Below are 20,223 nucleotides of genomic sequence, written 5' to 3' on the forward strand. Positions count from 1 at the left end.
TCAGGTCACAAAGCAATCGACAGTGGACCGGAAGGGCGCTATTGCGCTTGTTTCAGACTCGGCGCAGGCGAAAATGCGCAAAACTCGGAAGTATGTATGCTTGGTATATTGAGAAGCGCGGCAGGCACTTGGGTCGCGAAGGCGTTGCTGTCCTTGCTGGTGGTGAGTTTCCTCGCCTGGGGCGCGACCACGCGCATGGTGGGAGGCGTGCTGGGCGGCCATCACGCGGTGATCACCGCCGGCGGCACGGAGGTCTCGATCAACGAGTACCGCCTCGCCTATGACCGCCAGCTCAGCCTTCTGTCGCAGCAATATGGCCAGCGGGTCACCCAGGAACAGGCCAAGCTGCTCGGCGTCGACAACCAGGTCCTGGCGCAGCTCGTTTCGGGCGCCGTGCTCGACGAGCAGGCGCGCAAGCTCGGGCTCGGCCTTTCCAAGGATCGGCTGGCCGATCTGACGCGCGAGGATCCGGCTTTCAAGGGACCTAGCGGCCAATTCGATCGCCGGACCTTCGAGTATCTCCTGCGCCAGCTCGGCATGCGGCCTGAGGACTACCTCAAGAACCGCGCGCAGGTGGCTGTGCGCCAGCAGATCGTCGAGGCGATTTCCGACGGCCTCAAGGTGCCGCAGACCTTCCTGAAGGCGGTCTCGCTCTACCGCGGCGAGGATCGCACAATCGACTATCTCGTGCTGCCGAAGACGCTTGTGCAGCCGATCGAGGCGCCGTCCGACAGCGCCCTCAATGCCTATTTCGACGCCAACAAGAAGAACTACGCCGCGCCGGAATACCGCAAATTCTCCTATGTCCGGCTGGAGCCTCAGGACATCGCGGATCCGTCCGCCGTGACCGACCAGCAGGTCAGCGACGACTACAAGAAAAACATCGCGCGCTACACGACGCCCGAGATGCGCACCATCGAGCAGTTGGTGTTCAAGACGCCGGATGCGGCGAAGGCCGCCTACGATTCGCTGAAGGCAGGCGCCACTTTCGACAAGCTCATCACCGCCGAAGGCAAGACACCGGCCGACACGCTGCTTGGCACGCTGTCGAAGGACAAGATCGCCGACAAGGCGGTCGCCGATGCGGCCTTCTCGCTCAATGCCAATGAGGTGAGTCCAGTCGTGCAGGGCGCCTTCGGTCCCGTGCTCTTGCGCGTCACAGAGATCAAGCCGCAGGTGGTGAAGCCGCTTTCGGAAGTGTCCGGCCAGATCCGCAAGGACCTGGCGCTCGGCGAAGCGAGCCGCATCCTCCTCGACGTGCATGACAGCTATGAGGATACCCGCGCCTCGGGCGCCTCGCTTGCACAGGCCGCCGAGAAGCTGAAGCTCAAGGTCGTCACCATCGACGCCATCGACCGGACCGGCCAGCGCCCGGACGGCACGATCGTCAACGACCTGCCGGAATCGGCCGCGCTGATCAAATCGGTGTTCGCGGCCGAGCCCAATACCGAGAATGAGGGCCTGACCACCGCGGACAACGGCTTTGTCTTCTACGAGGTGCAGTCGATCACGCCGGCGCGCGATCGCACGCTGGACGAAGTCCGCAAGAAGGTCGTGGCCGACTGGACCGAGGCCGAGACCGACAAGCGGCTCAACGCGAAGGCTGAGGAACTGGAGAAGCGCCTCAAGGCCGGCACCACGCTCGACGCCATTGCCGGTGAGCTCAAGCTCGAAAAACAGACCAAGCGTGGTCTGAAGCGCGAAGCCGACGATGCCGATTTCGGCAAGGAGGGTGCTGCGGCGATGTTCGGCGTCGGCGAAGGCGGCACCGGTTTGATCCCCTCGCCCACCGGCGACGGCCAGATTCTGTTCAAGGTCGCCGAGGTCTTCGAGCCGGCGGGCGCCGATGGCAGCGCGGTGCCGGAAGACGCGCAGAAGTCCTTCGGCGCCGGCATGTCAGACGACCTGCTCGACCAGTTGGTAGCGCAGTTGCAATCGCAATATGCCGTTCGCATCGATCCGAACGCCGTTTCGCAAGCACAGACACGATGAGCGCGCTGAAGACACACATAGCCAAGGTTGCCACCGGCACCGCGCTTTCCTTCGAGGAAGCCCGCGAGGCGTTCGATATCATCATGTCGGGCGATGCGACGCCCGGCCAGATCGGCGGCTTCCTGATGGCGCTGCGCGTGCGCGGCGAGACCGTGAGCGAGATATCCGGCGCGGTCGCCACGATGCGCGCCAAGATGCTGCGTGTCGAGGCGCCGCACGGCGCCATCGACATCGTCGGCACCGGCGGCGACAATTCGCACTCGGTCAACATCTCGACCGCTTCGGCCTTCGTCATCGCCGCCGCCGGCGTGCCGGTCGCCAAGCATGGCAATCGCGGCCTGTCCTCGCTGACCGGCTCGGCCGATGTGCTGACGGCGCTGGGCGTCAGAATAGACATCTCGCCGGAGCTGATCGGTCGCTGCATCCACGAGGCCGGCGTCGGCTTCATGTTCGCGCCGGCGCACCATCCGGCGATGAAGCATGTCGGACCGACCCGCGTCGAGCTCGGCACGCGCACCATCTTCAACCTGCTCGGGCCTTTGTCGAACCCGGCCGGCGTCAGCCGCCAGATGGTCGGCGTTTTCCTGCCGGAATGGATCATGCCGGTCGCCGAGACGCTCAAGGCGCTGGGCGCCGATCACGCCTGGGTCGTCCATGGCGACGGCTATGACGAGATCACCACGACGGGCGAGACCCAGGTGGCTGAGCTTGCCGGCGGCGAAATCCGCAGCTTCACCCTGACGCCGGAAGCCGTCGGCTTGAAGCGACACACCAAGGAAGAGCTGCGCGGCGGCGACGCGGCCTACAACGCCAAGGAATTGCGCGATATGCTGGGCGGAGCGGCCGGCGCCTATCGCGACACCGTGCTGATGAATGCCGGCGCCGGACTGGTCGTGGCCGGCAAGGCGACGACGCTGGCCGACGGCATCGCGGCGGCGGCGCAAGCGATCGACAGCGGCCGCGCGCTTGGCGTGCTGGACAAGCTCGTCGAGATTTCGAACGGATAAGGCCTTGTCGGACATCCTGCGCAAGATCGAAGCCTATAAGCGCGACGAGATCGCAGCGGCGAAGGCAAAGGTACCGCTGGCCGAGATCAAGGCGCGGGCAAATGATGCCGATGCGACGCGCGGTTTTTTGGCGGCGCTTGAGGCGAAGCGCGGAGCGGGGAGCTTCGGCCTCATCGCCGAAATCAAGAAGGCTAGCCCTTCCAAGGGTTTGATCCGCGCCGATTTCGACCCGCCGTCATTGGCACAGGCCTACCAGAAAGGTGGCGCCGCCTGCCTTTCGGTGCTTACAGACGCCCCGTCCTTCCAGGGCGCTCCGGAATTTCTCACCAATGCGCGCAAGGCGGTTTCCCTGCCCGCGTTGCGCAAGGATTTTCTGTTCGACCCCTACCAGGTCTACGAAGCACGGGCCTGGGGCGCAGACGCCATCCTGATCATCATGGCAAGCGTGGACGATGCCCTGGCGAGCGAATTGGAAGCTACCGCCTTCGAACTCGGGATGGACGCGCTGATCGAGGTGCATGACGAGGCCGAAACGGAGCGCGCGCTAAAATTGTCGTCGCGGCTGATCGGTATCAACAACCGCAATCTGCGGACCTTCGAGACCAGCCTTGAGACTTCCGAGCGACTGGCGCCAATGGTGCCGGACGGCTACCTGCTGGTCAGCGAAAGCGGCATCTTCACCCACGACGACTGCCTCAGGATGCAGAAGACCGGCATTGGCACCTTCCTTGTCGGCGAGAGCCTGATGCGGCAGGCCGACGTAGCCGCGGCGACTGAGCTTCTGCTTGCACGCAAGGCAGCGGCCGAGGCCATCTGAAATGGCCCTCACCCATCTCGGCGCCAAGGGCGAAGCCAACATGGTGGATGTCGGCGACAAGGCCGAGACGACACGCACGGCAGTCGCCGAAGGCCTTGTCACTATGCAGCCCGCAACGCTGGAGATGATTCTCGCCGGCGACGCCAAGAAGGGCGATGTGCTGGGCACAGCGCGCATCGCCGGCATCATGGCGGCGAAGAAGACGCATGAGCTGATCCCGCTTTGCCATCCGCTGCTTCTCGCCAAAGTGGCCGTCGAGATCGAGCCGGACCGCGCGCTGCCCGGCCTCAGGGTCACCGCGCTTGCCCGCGTCACCGGCAAGACCGGCGTGGAGATGGAGGCGCTGACCGCAGCCTCGGTCGCCTGCCTCACCATCTACGACATGGCCAAGGCGGCGGATCGCGGCATGGTGATTTCCGGTATCCGGCTGGTCGAGAAGACCGGCGGCAAGTCCGGCGACTACAAGGTGGATGCCTGATGGCTTTGGTTCCGGTCGCCGAAGCGCTCGATCGCTTGCTCGACGACGCGGCGCCATTGCCGGGCGAGAGCGTTCCGCTGGCGGACGCCGCCGGTCGGGTCCTGGCGGAACCGGTTGTCGCGCTGCGCACGCAGCCGCCCTTTAACGCCTCCGCGATGGACGGCTACGCCGTGCGCTCCGCCGATATTGCCGCGGCGCCGGCGCAGCTCGAGGTCGTAGGCATGGCACCCGCCGGGCGCGGCTTTTCCGGAACCGTCCGCGAAGGCCAGGCCGTGCGCATCTTCACCGGCGCGCCGCTGCCCGAGGGTGCCGACACCATCGTCATCCAGGAAAACGTCCGCGATCTCGGCAATGGCAGGATCGAGGTGACGGAACCGACCGCGGAAGGACGCAATGTGCGCCGCCGCGGGCTCGACTTCGTCCAGGGCGACGTGCTGCTTGAAAAGGGCCGCGTGCTCGACGCGGCGGCCCTTTCGCTGGCGGCCTCGGCCAACCACCCCGCCTTGAACCTCGTGCGCCGGCCGCTGGTCGCGATCGTCGCCACCGGCGATGAATTGCTGCCTCCGGGCAGCACGCTCGGCCCCGACCAGATCATTTCATCGAATGCCTATGGCGTTGCCGCCGTCGCCCAGTCGGTCGGCGCGCGCACGCTCGATCTCGGCATCGCTGCCGACCGCAAGGAGGCAATCGCTGCGCTGGTCCGGAAAGCGGTCGAGGCGAACTGCGATGTCATCGTCACCCTCGGCGGCGCCTCGGTCGGCGATCACGACCTGATCCACGACGTTCTGACCGGCGAAGGCATGCAGCTCGACTTCTGGAAGATCGCCATGCGCCCCGGCAAGCCGCTGATGTTTGGCCGGCTTGGCAATATCCGCTGCATCGGCCTGCCCGGCAATCCGGTAGCCAGCATCGTCTGCTCGCAACTCTTCCTGAAGCCGCTGCTTGCCCGGCTCGGCGGCCGCGACCACCGGCAAGACCTGCGAGCGGCCCGGTTGGGTGCCGCAATGCAGGCCAACGACCTCAGGCAGGACTATGTGCGCGCCTCCGTGCGCGAGGAAGCCGGCGCTCTGGTCGCGACTCCCTTCGGCATCCAGGACTCCTCGATGCTCAGGACGCTCGCCGAGGCCAACGGCCTGATCGTGCGCGAGCCCTTCGCGCCGGCCGCGGAGACCGGCGCCGAATGCAGCGTGCTGATGTTACGCTGAACAAATCGTCAACAAATTCACTAAACTTTAAACGGTTGCGGAACACAACTGGAACAGATAGTGTTTGTTCTGGGTTTGTTTTTCCGATTCTGGTTTCAGAACCCGTGGGGGCCGCCATGCTGACGCGCAAACAACATGAACTTCTGATGTTCATCCACGAAAGGCTGAAGGAAAGCGGGATTCCGCCGTCTTTCGACGAGATGAAGGAAGCGCTCGACCTCGCCTCCAAGTCTGGCATCCACCGGCTGATCACGGCGCTGGAGGAACGCGGCTTCATTCGCCGGCTGCCGAACCGGGCGCGCGCGCTGGAAGTGCTGCGCCTGCCCGACTCGATCGCGCCCGGCCTCAATGCGGCGAAGAAGTTTTCGCCGAGCGTCATCCAGGGCAGCCTGGGTCAGAACAATCTCAGCCGTCAGGTGAAGCCGGCGGCGCCGTCGCGCACCCCGGCACCAAGCAATGACGACGATGCCGGCTCCGCCGTGTCCATTCCGGTGATGGGCCGCATCGCCGCCGGCGTGCCGATCGACGCCATCCAGCACCAGACGCATTCGATCACGGTGCCGCCGGACATGATCGCCGGCGGCGAGCATTATGCGCTGGAGGTCAAGGGCGACTCGATGATCGAGGCCGGCATCTTCGACGGCGATACCGTCATCATCCGCAACGCCAACACGGCAAGCCCGGGCGAGATCGTGGTGGCACTGGTCGACGACCAGGAAGCGACGCTCAAGCGCTTCCGCCGCAAGGGTGCCTCGATCGCGCTGGAGGCGGCCAACCCCGCCTACGAAACCCGCATCTTCGGGCCGGATCGGGTGAAGGTGCAGGGCAAGCTTGTCGGGCTGATCCGCCGCTACTGATCCGATTGCGAAGGTTTCGCATCCGCCCGCTCAGGCTTTTGATAGGGCGGCAGTCCTCTTGCCTCGCGTGCGTATTTCCGCTGCTCGTGCCAGGGTCGGTATGGTTCTTCGACCGCGTAGCGAATAGTCGGCGGCGCGGTTGCCGATTGCAGATCGAAGAAAACAGCGGCGCTGCCGTCGCGCGCCAGTTGCCGCTTGGTGACGACAAGCACGCGCGGATCGCGGCAAGGATTGTAGGCCGTGGCGTCGTTGATGACGATGAGGTCGGCGAAGCCGCAGGCCGGCCGGGCGCTGTCGCGGTTTTCGGCGAGCGCGACGATGGCGCCGGACGGATGCCGGCCGATGCAGAGATCACCTGTGCAGTAGAAGGGCGAGCCGGGCGGCAGGTCGACGGGGTCGGCGATGTCCAGCGCATCTTGGGCGAACGTCTCCGGCGGCACGATGTCCTCGGCTCTCAACGCCCGTTTCCAGTTGTCGGTGGTGAACTCGTTGGAGCGTGCGCGATTGACGGCAAGCTCGCCGCCGCCGATCGGCATCGCCACCAGATGCGCGTCCTCCGAAATGAGCACATCCGGCGTGCGGACATGCGGAATGGCCAGCAGTGAGGCAAGCGCGAAGGGAACAGCGGCAAGCCTTAGCCAGGTGGTGGCCATCGTCGCGATGACCAGCGCGATCGTCGCCAGCAGCACCGACTGGATCGAGATCAGCCCGACGGCGTCGACCGGTGAGCGCTCGGAGATCCATGCCGAGATGGCGATCATTGCCGTCAGGCCTTTGCCCATCACATAGAGGAACGGCCCGTCGAAGCCGAAGGGCATGGCCAGCGCGCTCAACACCGCGAACGGCATGACGATCAGCGAGACGATCGGCATGACCGCCAGATTGGCGAGCAGGCTGAGTGGCGAGACGCGCTGAAAATGCCAGATCGCAAACAGCAATGTCGCGCTCCCCGCGATGAGCGACGTCACGGCGGCGCCGCCCACGCCAACCGCCAGTTTTCGCGACAGGAACCCGAGGAACGAACGCTTTGCCGGCGGCGCGATCGTTTTGCCGGCGCGATAGTCCGCAAAGCCGGCATAGGCGCCGACCAGGGCGGCGGTGGCGGCGAAGGACATCTGGAAGCTCGGGCCGACCACTTCGTGCGGCGAAACAAGGATAACGGCAATGGCCGAGATCGCCAGGTTGCGCATGGTGAGCGCCGCGCGATCGAAGAGCACGGCCGCGAGCATTACGGCGAGCATGATGAAGCTTCGTTCGGCCGCCACCACGATGCCGGAGATGACGAGGTAAGCGGCGATCGAGATCAGCGCGATTCCAGCGGCATATTTCTTCACCGGTCGGCGCGACGAGAAATCCGGAAACAGCGCGAAGGCGCCGCGTAAAAGCACCATGATCGTGCCGGCGACCAGCGCCATGTGAAGGCCGGAGATCGAGATGATGTGATAGATGCCTGTGCGCCGCATCGACTCGTTGATCGCTTCCGGAATGCCGGCGCGCACGCCGACGATGAGCGCCGCTGCGATCTCGCCCTCGGACCCGCCGATGCTGCTCCTGATGTGATCGGCGATCCCTTCGCGCGCGTTTTCGACTGCCGATGCGACGCGCGCTCCAAAGGGTGCCTCCACCGGCGCAATCAGCTTCGGATCGCCCAGGAAAAAGCCGCTGCCGCCGATGCCGGCAAAGTAGCTGTCGAAGGAAAAGTCGTAGCTGTCCGGCCGCACCGGGCCCGTCGGCGGCAGCAGCTTGGCATAGCCGGTCAGCATCGATCCGGCCGTCATGCCGGGCGGGATCCTGCGCGCTGACAGCCTGACGCGGTCCGGCGCGTAGCGCAGCTTCGGACGCTCCGTTGAAATCAGATCGATGGTGAGCCGGACGCGGCCGTTGGCCATCGCCTCGGCGACGACGAGGCGGCCCGTCAGCCGTGTCTGGATTTCGGACCCAAGCATCGGGGTCGCCATCCGCCAGGTCTCCACTTTGGCCGCGAGAAAGCCCAGGGCGCAGAAAAGCGTCGCCATGAAGAGAAGATGCGTTCTCTGCCAGGAGCGCGACACCGCCGCGCAGACAGCCATCAGAGCCACTGCCGCAAGCGGCCTGTAGAGGTCCGGCTCGGTGCTCAGCGAAAAATAGTAGATCACGCCGGCTGCAAGGAACACCGGCACCAGCAGAAAGCCGGCGCCACGGTCGAGTTCGGTCGCGGCAGCGACGGCAACGCTTCGGCGCAGCGCAGGAGGCGAAACGCGGCCAAGCTGTTTGCGGATCCTGTCGGCGATAGCTGTTGGCGAGGCTGGCTGCAGCGCACCGCCACCGGGCGGCGACGGCTCGGCGGGTGGATGGAGTTCCGGAAGCGAAAGCGGCGCGTCTTCGGCGGGCGCAGCATGGGCAAACATCAGGCGCTCGCTGACGCCAGCTGTCGTTCCCCTGCCCTCCTCCGCACCCCGGCCACGTCCAGCCATCGGGTCTGCCCCTTGCGCCCCAGACCGCCTATGCTACATGAACGCCGACCGCGCGAAAGCCCGCGCGAAATATGCCGTTTCAGTGCTTCTTCGAGAGTTCAATGTCCGACAAGGTCGTCACACGTTTTGCCCCCTCGCCTACAGGCTACCTGCATATTGGCGGGGCGCGCACGGCGTTGTTCAACTGGCTTTATGCCAAGCACACCGGCGGCACGATGCTTTTGCGCATCGAGGACACCGATCGCGAGCGTTCCACCGAGGCCGCCACGGCCGCCATTCTCGACGGTCTGACCTGGCTTGGGCTTTCCTGGGACGGCGACGCCGTCTCGCAGTTCGAGCGCGCGCCGCGCCATCGCGAGGTAGCCGAGGAGCTCGTGCGCATGGGCAAGGCCTATTACAGCTATGAGACGCCGGCGGAGCTGGAGGCAATGCGCGAGGCAGCTAGAGCCAAGGGCCTGCCGCCGCGTTACAACGGCCAGTGGCGCGACCGCGATCCGTCCGAGGCGCCGGCAGGCGTCAAGGGCGCAATCCGCATCAAGGCGCCAACCGAGGGCGAGACGGTCGTGCAGGACCGTGTGCAGGGCGAGGTGCGATTTCCCAACAAGGATCTCGACGACTTCATCATCCTGCGTTCGGACGGCAACCCGACCTACATGCATGCCGTCGTCGTCGACGACCACGACATGGGCGTTACGCATATCATCCGCGGCGACGATCACCTGACCAACGCCGCGCGCCAGACGGTGATCTATAACGCCATGGGCTGGGCGGTGCCATCGATGTCGCACATCCCGCTGATCCATGGCGCCGACGGCGCCAAGCTGTCGAAGCGGCATGGCGCGCTGGGCGTCGAGGCCTATCGCGCCATGGGCTATCTGCCGGAGGCCCTGCTCAACTATCTGGCGCGGCTCGGCTGGAGCCATGGCGACGACGAGGTGATGTCGATCAAGGACATGATCGCCTGGTTCGACATCGCCGACGTCAACAAGGGCGCGGCCCGCTTCGACTTCGCCAAGCTCGAGGCGCTGAACGGCGTGCATATGCGCAAGATGGACGATCGCGCGCTGTTCGACATCTTCGTCGCCACTCTGCCCTATCTCGAAGGCGGCCCGGCGCTCGCAGCAAAGCTCGATGAAAGGCGCAAGGCACAGCTGCTTGCCGCCATGCCTGGCCTCAAGGAGCGGGCCAAGACCCTGGTCGAACTGGTCGATGGCGCGGGTTTCCTGTTCGCCGAGCGGCCCTTGCCTCTCGACGAGAAGGCGGCGAGCTTGCTCAACGCGGATGCGCGCGTGATTCTGCGCGGCGCGCATGGCGCGTTGTCCTCCATCCAAGGCGACTGGAGCGCCAGTTCGGCGGAGGCTTCGATCCGCGAGTTTGCGCAGGCCGGCGGACACAAGCTCGGGGCGGTGGCCCAGCCGCTCAGAGCCGCGCTGACTGGGCGCAGCACCTCGCCCGGCGTGTTCGACGTGCTGGCCGTGCTGGGCCCCAAGGAAAGCCTGGCGAGGATTGCAGATCAAATCGATTAGGAGCGAACTGGCCCAAGAAGATTGGCATTGAAAGGTGTGTTTCGCAGTGCAACATTAGGCCTTGGCCCAATCTGGCACGCACCTCCTAAAATGCGGTGGCGAGTTCGCGCATTCCGGTGATTTCGACGTGTCGTTTGCAGGAATTGCCTTGCCGGCATGAGGAAACATAAAGGAGTTTGGGAATGAGCGAAGCTGCGACAAAACTGGGATCTGGCGGCAAAGCGCACGAGTCGACCGCCAGGCTCGAACTCGCCGGCAAGACGCATGAATTCAAGGTGCGAAGCGGGTCGACCGGGCCTGACGTCATCGACATCGGCGCGCTCTACAGCACCACCGGCGCCTTCACCTACGATCCCGGCTTCACGTCGACAGCGAGCTGCGAGTCGGCGATCACCTTCATTGACGGCGATGCCGGCATCCTGCTGCATCGCGGCTATCCGATCGACCAGCTTGCCGAGCATGGAGACTTCCTCGAGGTCTGCTACCTGCTGCTCTACGGTGAATTGCCGACAAAGGCCCAGAAGGAAGATTTCGACTATCGCGTTACGCGCCACACCATGGTGCACGAGCAGATGTCGCGCTTCTTCACCGGCTTCCGCCGCGACGCACATCCGATGGCCGTGATGTGCGGCGTGGTTGGCGCGTTGTCGGCCTTCTATCACGACTCGACCGACATCTCAGATCCGTATCAGCGCATGGTCGCCTCGATGCGCCTGATCGCAAAGATGCCGACCATCGCGGCGATGGCCTACAAATACCATATCGGCCAGCCCTTCATTTACCCGAAGAACGATCTCGGCTTCGCGGCCAATTTCCTGCACATGTGCTTTGCCGTGCCGTGCGAGGAGTACAAGATCAATCCGGTGCTGGCGCGCGCGATGGAGCGCATCTTCATCCTCCATGCCGACCACGAGCAGAACGCCTCGACCTCGACGGTTCGCCTCGCCGGCTCTTCCGGCGCCAACCCCTTCGCCTGTATCGCCGCCGGCATCGCTTGCCTGTGGGGTCCCGCGCATGGCGGCGCCAACGAAGCGGCGCTGAACATGCTGGGCGAGATCGGCCATGTCGATCACATTCCGGAGTTCATTGCCCGCGCCAAGGACAAGAACGACCCGTTCCGGCTGATGGGCTTCGGCCACCGCGTCTACAAGAACTATGATCCGCGCGCCAAGATCATGCAGAAGACCGCGCATGAGGTATTGGGCGAGCTCGGCATCAAGGACGATCCGCTGCTCGACATCGCGATGGAGCTGGAGAAGATCGCGCTGACCGACGAGTACTTCATCGAAAAGAAGCTTTATCCGAATGTCGATTTCTATTCCGGTATAACGCTGAAGGCGCTCGGCTTCCCCACCACCATGTTCACCGTGCTGTTCGCGGTCGCGCGCACCGTCGGCTGGATCGCCCAGTGGAAGGAAATGATCGAGGATCCGCACCAAAAGATCGGCCGCCCGCGCCAGCTCTACACCGGCGCGACAGAACGCGATTACGTGCCGATTGCTAAGAGATAGGGAATAGTGAGTAGGCAATAGGCAGTAGGGGCTCTCTTTCTACTGCCTATTGCCTACTGCCTTCCTGATACACCCCATCACCACTTCGGCGGCGATCTCGCCCGGGGGCCGCTCGGTCGTCATGCGCCGGGCAATCTCGGCAAAGCCCGCCTTTTGCCAGTCGCGCATGCCGGTATCGGCAAAAAGGGCTTCCAACTGCCTGGCGAGATTTTCCGGGCGGACATACTGGTCATAAAATTCCGGAACCAGCGCGCGGTCGGAAATGAGGTTGGGCAGCAGCGCCGACCATGTCGTCACCATATGCTGCAGAAGCTGGCGCGCGATCGGGTCGAGCTTATAACAGGACACCATCGGAAGGCCGGCAAGCGCCAGCTCGAGCGAAACCGTTCCAGACGCGATCAACGCCGCATCGGCCTTGCCGAAGGCCTGCCATTTGCGCTCCGGCTCGGTGATGATCTCCGGCTTGTCGTCCCAGCTGGCGACCGAACCCTTCACCAGTTCGGCGACATGCGGCACTGTCGGCAGGATGAGGCGCAGGCGATGGCCGCGTTGGCGCAGCACCGACATCGCCTTGCCGAAGGGTTCCATCAGCCGGCGGACCTCGCCGCGGCGCGAGCCGGGCAGCACCAGCACCGCCTTGACGCGGTCGTCGGAGAGATCGCGCGGCTGGCTCTGCGCCTTGGCGGCGCCGAGCACGCCCGGATCCTGCGTCAGCCGATGACCGACATAGGTGCCGGGGGGGCCGCCGAGACGGGCAAGCGCCTTCACCTCAAACGGCAGGATGCACAGGATATGGTCGACATACGGCCTCATGGCCACCGCCCTGCCCGGCCGCCAGGCCCATACGCTTGGGCAGACATAGTGGACGATCGGGATGGCGGGTGCTGCCGCGCGGACCTTCTTTGCGACGCGCAGCGAAAAGTCCGGACTGTCGATGGTGACGAGGCAATCGGGCCGCTCGGCCGCGATCATCACCGCCGTCTGGCTGATCCGGCGCATCAGCCGTGGCAGGTCGCGCAGTACCGCGCTGAAGCCCATCAGCGCGATCTCGCTGCCATCGAAAAGCGGCGTCAGCCCCAGCTGCTGCAGATGCCGGCCGCCAATGCCCACAAGTTGCACCTTGCGCCCGGTCGTGCGCTCGAGCGCACGCACGATGTCGGCGCCGAGCAGATCGCCGGATTCCTCCCCGGCGACTATCGCGAGCTTGAGCGGCTTGTCAGCGACCATTAGCCGGCTCCCCATTGGCCAGCTCCGCTGCGGGCAGGCCGACGATGAACAGGCCAAGCGCATTGGCGCGCGCCAGCGTTTCCGGACCTTCGAGAATAAGCGAGCGGCCAGTTTCCAGGGCGATGCCGGCCAGTCCGGCGGCATGCGCGGCCTCGACCGTCTGCGGACCGATCGAGGGCAGGTCCGCACGCAACTCCTGGCCGGGCTTCGCGCATTTGACAAGGACGCCGCGCGTCTTGCCGGCGAGCCTGCCGTGGCCGCGCAATTCCCTTGTCCGCTCGAGTAGCGCGGCGGTGCCCTCCACTCCCTCGAGCGCTATCGCCCGCCCGCCGATCGCGATCGCCGCCTGTCCGATGTCCAGGACGCCGATGGCCTTGGCCGCCGCGCGGCCGGCCTCGATATCGCGCCAATCCGATTGCTTCGGCGCCGTGACCGTCAGCGTCCCCTCGCCGGCGGCGAGTTCCGGCACGACCTCATGCGCGCCGACGACCGTAATGCCGCGCTTCTCCAATCCGCGCGTGATGATCCTCAAAAGCCCGTCATCGCCGCGCGCCAGAGCCATGACCACGGAAGGGATTATCGCCAGCAGGCCAAGGGTCGGGCGGATCTTGGTCAGCCGAGGCCTGCGCCGGATCTCGCCGGCGAGAACCAGATGGCTGATATTGCGGCGTTTCAGCAACGGAACCAGGGAGCCGACATCTTCCAGCGCGAGCGTCGCCTGCTCGTACCTTGCGAAATCCGCCTCGCGATCGACTTCGCCTTCCGCCATGATGATGAAAGGCGAATGTCCCTGCCGCGCAAGGCCCTCCGCCACTTCGACCGGCAAGCTGCCGCCGCCGGCGATGATGCCGACCTTGGAGCCGGGCGGGAGTACAAGCCGTGTTTCGGCGGGCTCAGCCCTCGTCATCGCTGTCATTGTCGTCGCCGTCACCGCCCCTCGACGACGGCATGGCATAGTGCCGCTTGCCGCCGCTGGCGATGAAGTCGATCATCTTCAGGGCGGCAGGAGACGAGGCGGCGAATTCCGCCCTGGCGAGCTCGATGTTGTCGGCGACGCTGCGGGAGCGGTCGAAAATTAACCGATAAACCTTGCGCAGCAGATAAATCTCCGAGCGTGGCAAGCCGGAACGCTTGAGCCCGATGATGTTCAGGCCACGCAGCTTGGCGCGATTGCCGGCGGCGATTGCATAGGGAATGATATCGCCGACCACCGCGGAGCAGCCGCCGATGAAGGCGTTGTCGCCGATGCGCACGAACTGGTGAACGGCGGTCAGTCCGCCGATATAGACGTTGTCGCCGATCTCGCAGTGGCCGCCGAGCGTCGCGCCATTGGCGAAGGTGGCGTTCTTGCCGACGACGCAGTCATGGGCGATGTGGGCATAGGCGAGGAAATTGCCGTTGGCGCCGACACTCGTCTCGCCACGGCTGGAATCCGTGCCGACATGCATCGTGACGCCTTCGCGGATGGTGCAGTTCTCACCGATAACGAGCGTAGTGCGCCCGCCCTTGTGCTTGGTGTTCTGCGGCGGCGCGCCGAGCGTCGCCATCGGATAGACCTTCGTCCCTGCCCCGACGGTCGTGGCGCCCATCACCGACACATGGCTGACCAGTTCGACGCCGTCGGAGAGAATTGCATCGGGCCCGACATGGCAGAACGGTCCGACGCGGACGCCTTTGCCGAGCCGGGCTCCTTCTTCGACGACCGAGGAAGGATGAATGGATGTCTCGACTTTCATGAGCATTTCAAATCGTCAGCCGGTAACCATCATGGCCGAAACCTCGGCTTCGGCGACCTTCGCGCCGTCGACCATCGCCTCGCAGGCGAATTTCAGCAGATTGCCGCGTTTCTTGATCTTTTTGACATGGATCCTGAGTTGATCGCCCGGGACCACCGGTTTGCGGAACTTCGCATTGTCGATGGTCAGGAAATAAACCAGCGAGGGCTTTTCCGTGTTCAGGCTGCGAATGGATATCGCGCCGGCGGTCTGGGCCATGGCCTCGATGATGAGCACGCCGGGCATGACGGGCTGCTGGGGAAAGTGGCCCTGGAAATGCGGCTCGTTGATGGTCACATTCTTGATGCCGACGGCGGAGTCGTCGCCGTCGATCTCGACGATACGGTCGATCAGCAGGAACGGATAGCGGTGCGGCAGGAGCTTCATGAGCCCCATGATGTCGACCGCCTCGAGTGTCGTTGCCACCACGTCAGCCATTTCCGTCGCCTTGCTTGCGCGTCCTGGCCATCTTGCGCAGCATCGCTATCTCGCGCATGGCTTCCGCCATGGGCTGCGCCGGGTAACCTCCCCAGACCTCGCCTGCCGGCACGTTGTTCATGAATCCACTTCTCGCAGCAAGCTTGGCTCCCGGACCGATGGTCAGATGATCGGCGAGGCCGACACCGCCACCCATGGTGACGTTGTCGCCGACGACGACGGAACCGGAAATACCCGAAAGCCCGGCTATTATGCAATTGCGGCCGATGCGAACATTGTGGGCGATCTGCACCAGATTGTCGATCTTGGTGCCTTGGCCGATGATGGTGTCGGACATCGCGCCGCGGTCGACGGTCGAATTGGAGCCGATCTCGACATCGTCCTGGATGATGACGCGGCCGATCTGCGGCACGCGTTCAGGTCCTTTGGCGCCACCGACGAAGCCGAAACCGTCCTGGCCGATCCGGGCGCCGCCATGGATGATGACGCGATTGCCGACAAGCGCATATTGAATGCTGGCGCCGGGGCCGATGAAGCCGTCGCGGCCGATCTGGCAGGACCGGCCGATAACGGCGTGGGGAGCAACGACCGTGCCGCGGCCGATGGACACGCCGGGGCCGATCACGGCGCCGGCCTCCACGATCGCCCCGTCTTCGACATGCGCGGATGGATCGACAAACGCATGCGCCGATATGCCGGTTTCTCCGGTCATTGGCCCCGGTGTCGCGGCTTGCGGAAACAACAGGCGTCCGACCATTGCGAAAGCCTGTTGCGGACGTGGATGCATGAGTACGGCGACGCCCGATGGCGCCTTGCTGGCAAAATCGGCGGGGCACAGAACCGCGGCCGCCCTCAGCGACGGCATGAGCGCGAAATTGCGCTTGCCGTCGACAAAGACGAGCGCGCCGTTGCCACCTTCACTGGCGGGAGCCAGCGCCTCGATGGCAATTTCGGCCTGAGCGGAATCGAGCAGGCTGGCGCCGGTCAGATTCGCGACCTCGCCAGCCGTATACCGGCGTGAAGGCGCGAAGAACACCGGATCGGTCATTCCAGAAGCAATATCCAGCTGGGTCGGATTAGTCCACTCCGGGCCGTCAACCGGCCCGGAACCATCGCGACCACAAAATTAGAAGCGGGTCGCGATACCGAAGTTGAATTCCTGCGTTTTGTCGGTCGGCTCTTTCTTGACCGGGATCGCATAGTCGATGCGGATCGGGCCGAACGGCGAAGCCCACATCAGGCCGACACCGACCGAAGCGCGAAGCTTCATGCCTGTTGAGGACGGATCGACGCCGACAAGGTTGTTGCCATAGAGCGTCGCTGCATCCGCAAAGACGGCGCCACGCAGGCCGAAGCTCTCCGGAATGACGGGCAGTGGGAACTGAGCTTCAGCCGAGGCATTGAAGTAGGTCGTGCCACCGAGATGGTCGCCACTGCCTCCGCTAGCCACGGGACCAATACCGCCATACTCAAAACCGCGGATCATGCGGTCGTTGCTCTGGAAATAGTCAAAGACACGCAGATCGTTGCTGCCATAGGCCGCAAGATAGCCCGCGCCGCCCGAAACGAGGCCGACCAGGTCGAGCTGCTCTGACAAGGTCTGGTAAACACTGGCACGCCCGGTCACCTTCACCCACTTGGCATCGCCGCCGAGGCCGGCAAATTCGGTGGTACCGGTGATGTAGAGACCCTCATGCGGGTTCTTCATGTCGTCGATAGTGTTGTAGACAAGACCCAAGCTGACCGATGACTTCAGCCACGGGCTTTCTGCGATACCAGCTTGAATTGCGTCCGAAACATCACACTTCGCAGGGTCTAGCACACCGTTGGTCAAGCAATGGTCTGGGTAATCATACTTTTCCTGCGAGATGTTGTACGCCAGCTGCGTCGAAATGCTGTCGGTGATCGGCAGGCCGAAGCGAATGGTCGCGCCGGTGACGTCGGTGTCGTAGTGGTCATACTCGCGGGTCGACTTGTAAATGTCGAAGCCCGCCGCGATGCGCCGGCCGAGGAAGTAAGGCTCGGTGAAGGAAACAGCGAAGTCGCGCGAATGCTTGCCGCCGCCGGCCGACAGCTTGATGTATTGGCCGCGTCCGAGGAAGTTGCGCTCCGTGATCGAGCCTTCGATCGACGGGCCGGGCGTGTCGCCGCCGGTCGAATAGCCGGCGCCGACCGAGAATTCGCCGGTCGACTTCTCGACCACGTTGACCACCAGCACGACCTGGTCAGGCGCCGAGCCCGGAACCGTCGAGATATCGACGGACTGGAAATAATCAAGGGCTTCCAGCCGCTTCTTCGCGCGCTGGATGAGAACCTGGTTGAAGGCGTCGCCCTCGCTGACATCGAATTCGCGACGGATGACATAGTCGCGCGTGCGGTCGTTGCCGCGGATTTCGATGCGCTCGATATAGGCCTTGGTGCCCTGGTCGATGGTGTAGACGACCGAAATGGTGTGGTTCTCGAAGTTGCGGTCGCCGCGCGGCGTCACTTGGGCGAAAGCATAGCCCGAGCCCGCGACCTTCTCGGTCAAGGCGACGATCGAATCCTCGACGTCCTTGGCGTTGTAGACGTCGCCCTTATGGGTCTCGACTGCGGATTCCAGCGACTTCGAGTCCACCTCGGGAATGGTGCTTTCCACGCTGACGTCGCCGAACGTGTAGCGGTCGCCTTCCTGCACGGTGATGGTGACCGTGTATTTGTTGGTGGTGTCGTCGAGCTCGCCGACGGCCGAGACGACCTGGAAGTCGGCATAACCGTGATTGTAGTAGAAGCGGCGCAGCAGCTCCTGGTCGGCGCGGAGCTTGTCCTCGTCATAGACGTCGTCGCGCAGCACGAAGGACAGCCAGGACGAGCGCTTGGTGTTGATGACATCCGACAGGCGGCGGCTGGAAAAAGCGTGGTTGCCAACGAAATTGATCGCAGCAATCTGGGTGCGGCCGCCTTCATTGATGTTGAAGACCACGTTCACGCGGTTGTCGCCGAGATCCATGACCTGCGTGGTCACCGCGGCATCGTCACGACCGATGCGCTTGTAGGCCGTCTTGATCGCCTCGACATCGGCGTCCAGCGTCTGCTGCGAGAAGGTTGCACGCGGCTTCAGCTGGATACCCATCTGAAGCGCGTTGTCCTTGATCTTCTTGTTGCCCTGGAACAGGACCTGGTTGACGACCTTGTATTCGGAAACCTTGACGACCAGGCTCGAACCGACTTGGTTGATCCGGACGTCCGAGAACAGCCCGGTGCCGAACAGCGCCTTGACGGCGTCGTCGATATCGGAGCTGGAGAAAGGCTTGCCCGGCTTGATCGCGATATAATTGCGGATCGTCTCGGCATCGACGCGCTGGTTGCCGCTGACCTCTACCCGCGAAATGACCGCGGCTTCGGCCACGGATGTGGCGGCCAACTGCACTGCGAGCGCGCCTGGCATGACCAGAGCGGCGGACAAAGCCGCCGCGGAAGCGGCGCTCAGAAACTTGGATGCTGCCTTCATCGGGCTTTTGTACCTTTTTCTCGTAGTCCCCACGGCGAGAAAACCGGACGTGCGGTATTTTCCCGTACCGTATTAACCGGATTTTCCCTACACGCAAGGCTCCCGGTTAATTTGTATTTACTTAACCGTACCGCGTGGCTTTCGCGTCACGCATATCCCCACGCATGGTAAACGGCATCTCAATACGACCGGCGCTGAAGCCAAATTTCTTCATGATTTCAGCACCCAAACAGATCGTTCCAAAAGACGAAGCCCATGAAGCCGAGCACCAGGAACAGCCCGGTCCGATAGGCCATCTCCATCATTCGCTCCGAAACGGGCCGCCTAATGACGGCCTCCACGCCGTAGAACAACAGGTGGCCGCCGTCGAGAGGGGGAATCGGCAGGAGATTGAGAAATCCTATTCCGACTGACAGAAATGCAACAAGCTGCACCAGCCACTCGAAGCCGAGCTTGGCTGCCTGACCCGACATCTTCGCGATCTTGATCGGGCCGCCCAACTGGCATTTGTCCTCGCGCCCAAGCGCAAAGCGCTGCAGGAATTGGCCGGTGCGCTCGATCACATGCCCGGTTTCTTCGACCGCCGCCACCACGGCGCCGGCCGGCGTATAGGAGATCAGGCGCGGCTGGCCGAGCTCGGCGTTGTTGACGACTCCGATCACCGCGACCTTGACCTTGTTGCCCAGCGCATCCTGCTGCTCCATGGGCTCCGGGGTCGCCGTAACGTCGATTTCCTTGCCGTCGCGCAGCATGGTGAAGGTGATGGCGTCGCCCGCCCGGCCCGAAACCAGCCGCTGCACGTCGGCGAAGGTCTCCACCTTGCTGCCGTCGACTCTAACGAATCGGTCGCCCGGCTGGATTCCGGCTTTCTGCGCCGGGCTGCCGGCGGTCACTTCGGCCACCGTCGGCTCCAAGACCGGGCGGCCATAGAGAGAAAACAGCACCGCAAACACGGCAATCGTCAGCAGGAAATTGAAAAGCGGGCCCGCGACGACAGTGGCGGCGCGCTTCCAGATGGGTTGCGTGTGAAAGGCGACCGCGCGCTCGGCTTCCGTCAGCGATTCGAGCCCTTCCGTGCTCGGCTGGCTCGACGTCGCATTCATGTCGCCGACGAATTTGACGTAGCCGCCAAGCGGAATGGCGCAAAGCTTCCAGCGCGTGCCGCGGCGGTCGTAAAAACCGAAGAGCTCAGGGCCGAAGCCGATGGAAAAAGCCTTTACGCCGATGCCGCACCAGCGGCCGATCAGATAGTGGCCCATCTCGTGGACGAACACGACCACGGTCAGCACGAACAAAAACGGCACGAGCGTGCCAAGGACGAAGCCTTGTGTGCTGAAGACCGCGTGAAAGATGTCGTTCAAGTCATGCCCTCAAATTCGCCCGCACGCGACATTCCACCGCGACTGTGGCATCAATCCGGGCGAATCGGTGGCGCGCGCCATTTTTC

Annotated in this window: 16 protein-coding genes; 8 read left to right on the forward strand and 8 right to left on the reverse strand. The window is 64.0% G+C overall.

Translation table 11 applies throughout. The features are described from left to right. Positions 1 to 96: 96 nt before the first annotated feature. The 6 genes from LB553_RS02615 (at position 97) to lexA (ending at position 6,356) form a co-directional block, all read left to right on the forward strand. Positions 97 to 1,992, forward strand: coding sequence for a peptidylprolyl isomerase (locus LB553_RS02615; RefSeq protein ID WP_224510333.1), 1,896 nt, complete (start codon positions 97 to 99; stop codon positions 1,990 to 1,992). Further along, a complete protein-coding gene (trpD, locus tag LB553_RS02620; protein ID WP_224510335.1) occupies positions 1,989 to 2,999 on the forward strand; it encodes an anthranilate phosphoribosyltransferase in 1,011 nt (336 codons plus the stop codon). Before LB553_RS02615 ends, trpD begins: the two co-directional genes overlap by 4 nt. 4 nt (positions 3,000 to 3,003) lie before the next feature. Continuing rightward, entirely contained in the window at positions 3,004 to 3,816 is an 813-nt protein-coding gene (gene trpC, locus LB553_RS02625; RefSeq protein ID WP_224510337.1) for an indole-3-glycerol phosphate synthase TrpC, read from the forward strand. Between the two features lies 1 nt (position 3,817). Beyond that, positions 3,818 to 4,294, forward strand: coding sequence for a cyclic pyranopterin monophosphate synthase MoaC (moaC, locus tag LB553_RS02630; RefSeq protein WP_224510339.1), 477 nt, complete (start codon positions 3,818 to 3,820; stop codon positions 4,292 to 4,294). Then, complete coding sequence (gene glp / locus LB553_RS02635; RefSeq protein WP_224510341.1) at positions 4,294 to 5,499, forward strand: gephyrin-like molybdotransferase Glp; 1,206 nt, start codon at positions 4,294 to 4,296, stop codon at positions 5,497 to 5,499. Before moaC ends, glp begins: the two co-directional genes overlap by 1 nt. Positions 5,500 to 5,615: 116 nt before the next feature. Then, the gene (lexA, locus tag LB553_RS02640; protein WP_224510343.1) at positions 5,616 to 6,356 is read left to right on the forward strand and encodes a transcriptional repressor LexA; all 741 of its coding nucleotides are present in this window, start codon (positions 5,616 to 5,618) and stop codon (positions 6,354 to 6,356) included. On the opposite strand, the gene LB553_RS02645 is transcribed toward lexA, so the two are convergent. Continuing rightward, positions 6,350 to 8,809 (reverse strand): ComEC/Rec2 family competence protein, encoded by a 2,460-nt coding sequence (locus LB553_RS02645; RefSeq protein ID WP_224510345.1) that lies wholly within the window; start codon positions 8,807 to 8,809, stop codon positions 6,350 to 6,352. The two genes, lexA and LB553_RS02645, sit on opposite strands and share 7 nt — an antisense overlap. A 101-nt stretch (positions 8,810 to 8,910) precedes the next feature. Between LB553_RS02645 and gltX the strand changes: the two genes are divergently transcribed. Together gltX and gltA are read left to right on the forward strand one after the other, a co-directional pair. Next, positions 8,911 to 10,335 carry a glutamate--tRNA ligase gene (gene gltX / locus LB553_RS02650; protein ID WP_224510346.1) on the forward strand — a complete coding sequence of 475 codons (1,425 nt, stop codon included), beginning with the start codon at positions 8,911 to 8,913 and terminating at the stop codon, positions 10,333 to 10,335. Between the two features lie 182 nt (positions 10,336 to 10,517). Then, a complete protein-coding gene (gene gltA / locus LB553_RS02655; protein ID WP_224510348.1) occupies positions 10,518 to 11,846 on the forward strand; it encodes a citrate synthase in 1,329 nt (442 codons plus the stop codon). Positions 11,847 to 11,885: 39 nt separating this feature from the next. Here gltA and lpxB read toward each other — a convergent pair whose 3' ends face one another. From lpxB to rseP, 7 genes are all read right to left on the reverse strand, one after another. Next, positions 11,886 to 13,073: a lipid-A-disaccharide synthase gene (gene lpxB, locus LB553_RS02660; RefSeq protein ID WP_224510350.1), complete on the reverse strand. Its 1,188-nt coding sequence runs from the start codon at positions 13,071 to 13,073 to the stop codon at positions 11,886 to 11,888. Continuing rightward, entirely contained in the window at positions 13,063 to 13,980 is a 918-nt protein-coding gene (locus LB553_RS02665) for an LpxI family protein (RefSeq protein ID WP_224510502.1), read from the reverse strand. Before LB553_RS02665 ends, lpxB begins: the two co-directional genes overlap by 11 nt. Beyond that, positions 13,967 to 14,809, reverse strand: coding sequence for an acyl-ACP--UDP-N-acetylglucosamine O-acyltransferase (gene lpxA, locus LB553_RS02670; protein WP_224510353.1), 843 nt, complete (start codon positions 14,807 to 14,809; stop codon positions 13,967 to 13,969). Before lpxA ends, LB553_RS02665 begins: the two co-directional genes overlap by 14 nt. A 15-nt stretch (positions 14,810 to 14,824) precedes the next feature. Beyond that, positions 14,825 to 15,286 carry a 3-hydroxyacyl-ACP dehydratase FabZ gene (gene fabZ, locus LB553_RS02675; RefSeq protein WP_224510356.1) on the reverse strand — a complete coding sequence of 154 codons (462 nt, stop codon included), beginning with the start codon at positions 15,284 to 15,286 and terminating at the stop codon, positions 14,825 to 14,827. After that, the gene (lpxD, locus tag LB553_RS02680; RefSeq protein WP_224510359.1) at positions 15,279 to 16,334 is read right to left on the reverse strand and encodes a UDP-3-O-(3-hydroxymyristoyl)glucosamine N-acyltransferase; all 1,056 of its coding nucleotides are present in this window, start codon (positions 16,332 to 16,334) and stop codon (positions 15,279 to 15,281) included. Before lpxD ends, fabZ begins: the two co-directional genes overlap by 8 nt. Before the next feature lie 78 nt (positions 16,335 to 16,412). After that, complete coding sequence (bamA, locus tag LB553_RS02685) at positions 16,413 to 18,776, reverse strand: outer membrane protein assembly factor BamA (protein WP_224510362.1); 2,364 nt, start codon at positions 18,774 to 18,776, stop codon at positions 16,413 to 16,415. Positions 18,777 to 18,994: 218 nt separating this feature from the next. Further along, positions 18,995 to 20,137, reverse strand: coding sequence for an RIP metalloprotease RseP (gene rseP, locus LB553_RS02690; protein ID WP_224510364.1), 1,143 nt, complete (start codon positions 20,135 to 20,137; stop codon positions 18,995 to 18,997). Positions 20,138 to 20,223 lie beyond the last annotated feature (86 nt).

The organism is Mesorhizobium sp. CA8 (assembly GCF_020164955.1).
Lineage (GTDB): Bacteria > Pseudomonadota > Alphaproteobacteria > Rhizobiales > Rhizobiaceae > Mesorhizobium.

Excerpts from the sequence above, each read along its gene's own strand:
- LB553_RS02615 (WP_224510333.1), top strand. The coding sequence starts at position 97 with ATGCTTGGTATATTGAGAAGCGCGGCAGGCACTTGGGTCGCGAAGGCG.
- trpD (WP_224510335.1), top strand. The coding sequence starts at position 1,989 with ATGAGCGCGCTGAAGACACACATAGCCAAGGTTGCCACCGGCACCGCG.
- moaC (WP_224510339.1), top strand. The coding sequence starts at position 3,818 with ATGGCCCTCACCCATCTCGGCGCCAAGGGCGAAGCCAACATGGTGGAT.
- glp (WP_224510341.1), top strand. The coding sequence starts at position 4,294 with ATGGCTTTGGTTCCGGTCGCCGAAGCGCTCGATCGCTTGCTCGACGAC.
- lexA (WP_224510343.1), top strand. The coding sequence starts at position 5,616 with ATGCTGACGCGCAAACAACATGAACTTCTGATGTTCATCCACGAAAGG.
- LB553_RS02645 (WP_224510345.1), bottom strand. The coding sequence starts at position 8,809 with ATGGCTGGACGTGGCCGGGGTGCGGAGGAGGGCAGGGGAACGACAGCT.
- gltX (WP_224510346.1), top strand. The coding sequence starts at position 8,911 with ATGTCCGACAAGGTCGTCACACGTTTTGCCCCCTCGCCTACAGGCTAC.
- gltA (WP_224510348.1), top strand. The coding sequence starts at position 10,518 with ATGAGCGAAGCTGCGACAAAACTGGGATCTGGCGGCAAAGCGCACGAG.
- lpxB (WP_224510350.1), bottom strand. The coding sequence starts at position 13,073 with ATGGTCGCTGACAAGCCGCTCAAGCTCGCGATAGTCGCCGGGGAGGAA.
- LB553_RS02665 (WP_224510502.1), bottom strand. The coding sequence starts at position 13,980 with ATGACGAGGGCTGAGCCCGCCGAAACACGGCTTGTACTCCCGCCCGGC.
- lpxA (WP_224510353.1), bottom strand. The coding sequence starts at position 14,809 with ATGAAAGTCGAGACATCCATTCATCCTTCCTCGGTCGTCGAAGAAGGA.
- fabZ (WP_224510356.1), bottom strand. The coding sequence starts at position 15,286 with ATGGCTGACGTGGTGGCAACGACACTCGAGGCGGTCGACATCATGGGG.
- lpxD (WP_224510359.1), bottom strand. The coding sequence starts at position 16,334 with ATGACCGATCCGGTGTTCTTCGCGCCTTCACGCCGGTATACGGCTGGC.
- bamA (WP_224510362.1), bottom strand. The coding sequence starts at position 18,776 with ATGAAGGCAGCATCCAAGTTTCTGAGCGCCGCTTCCGCGGCGGCTTTG.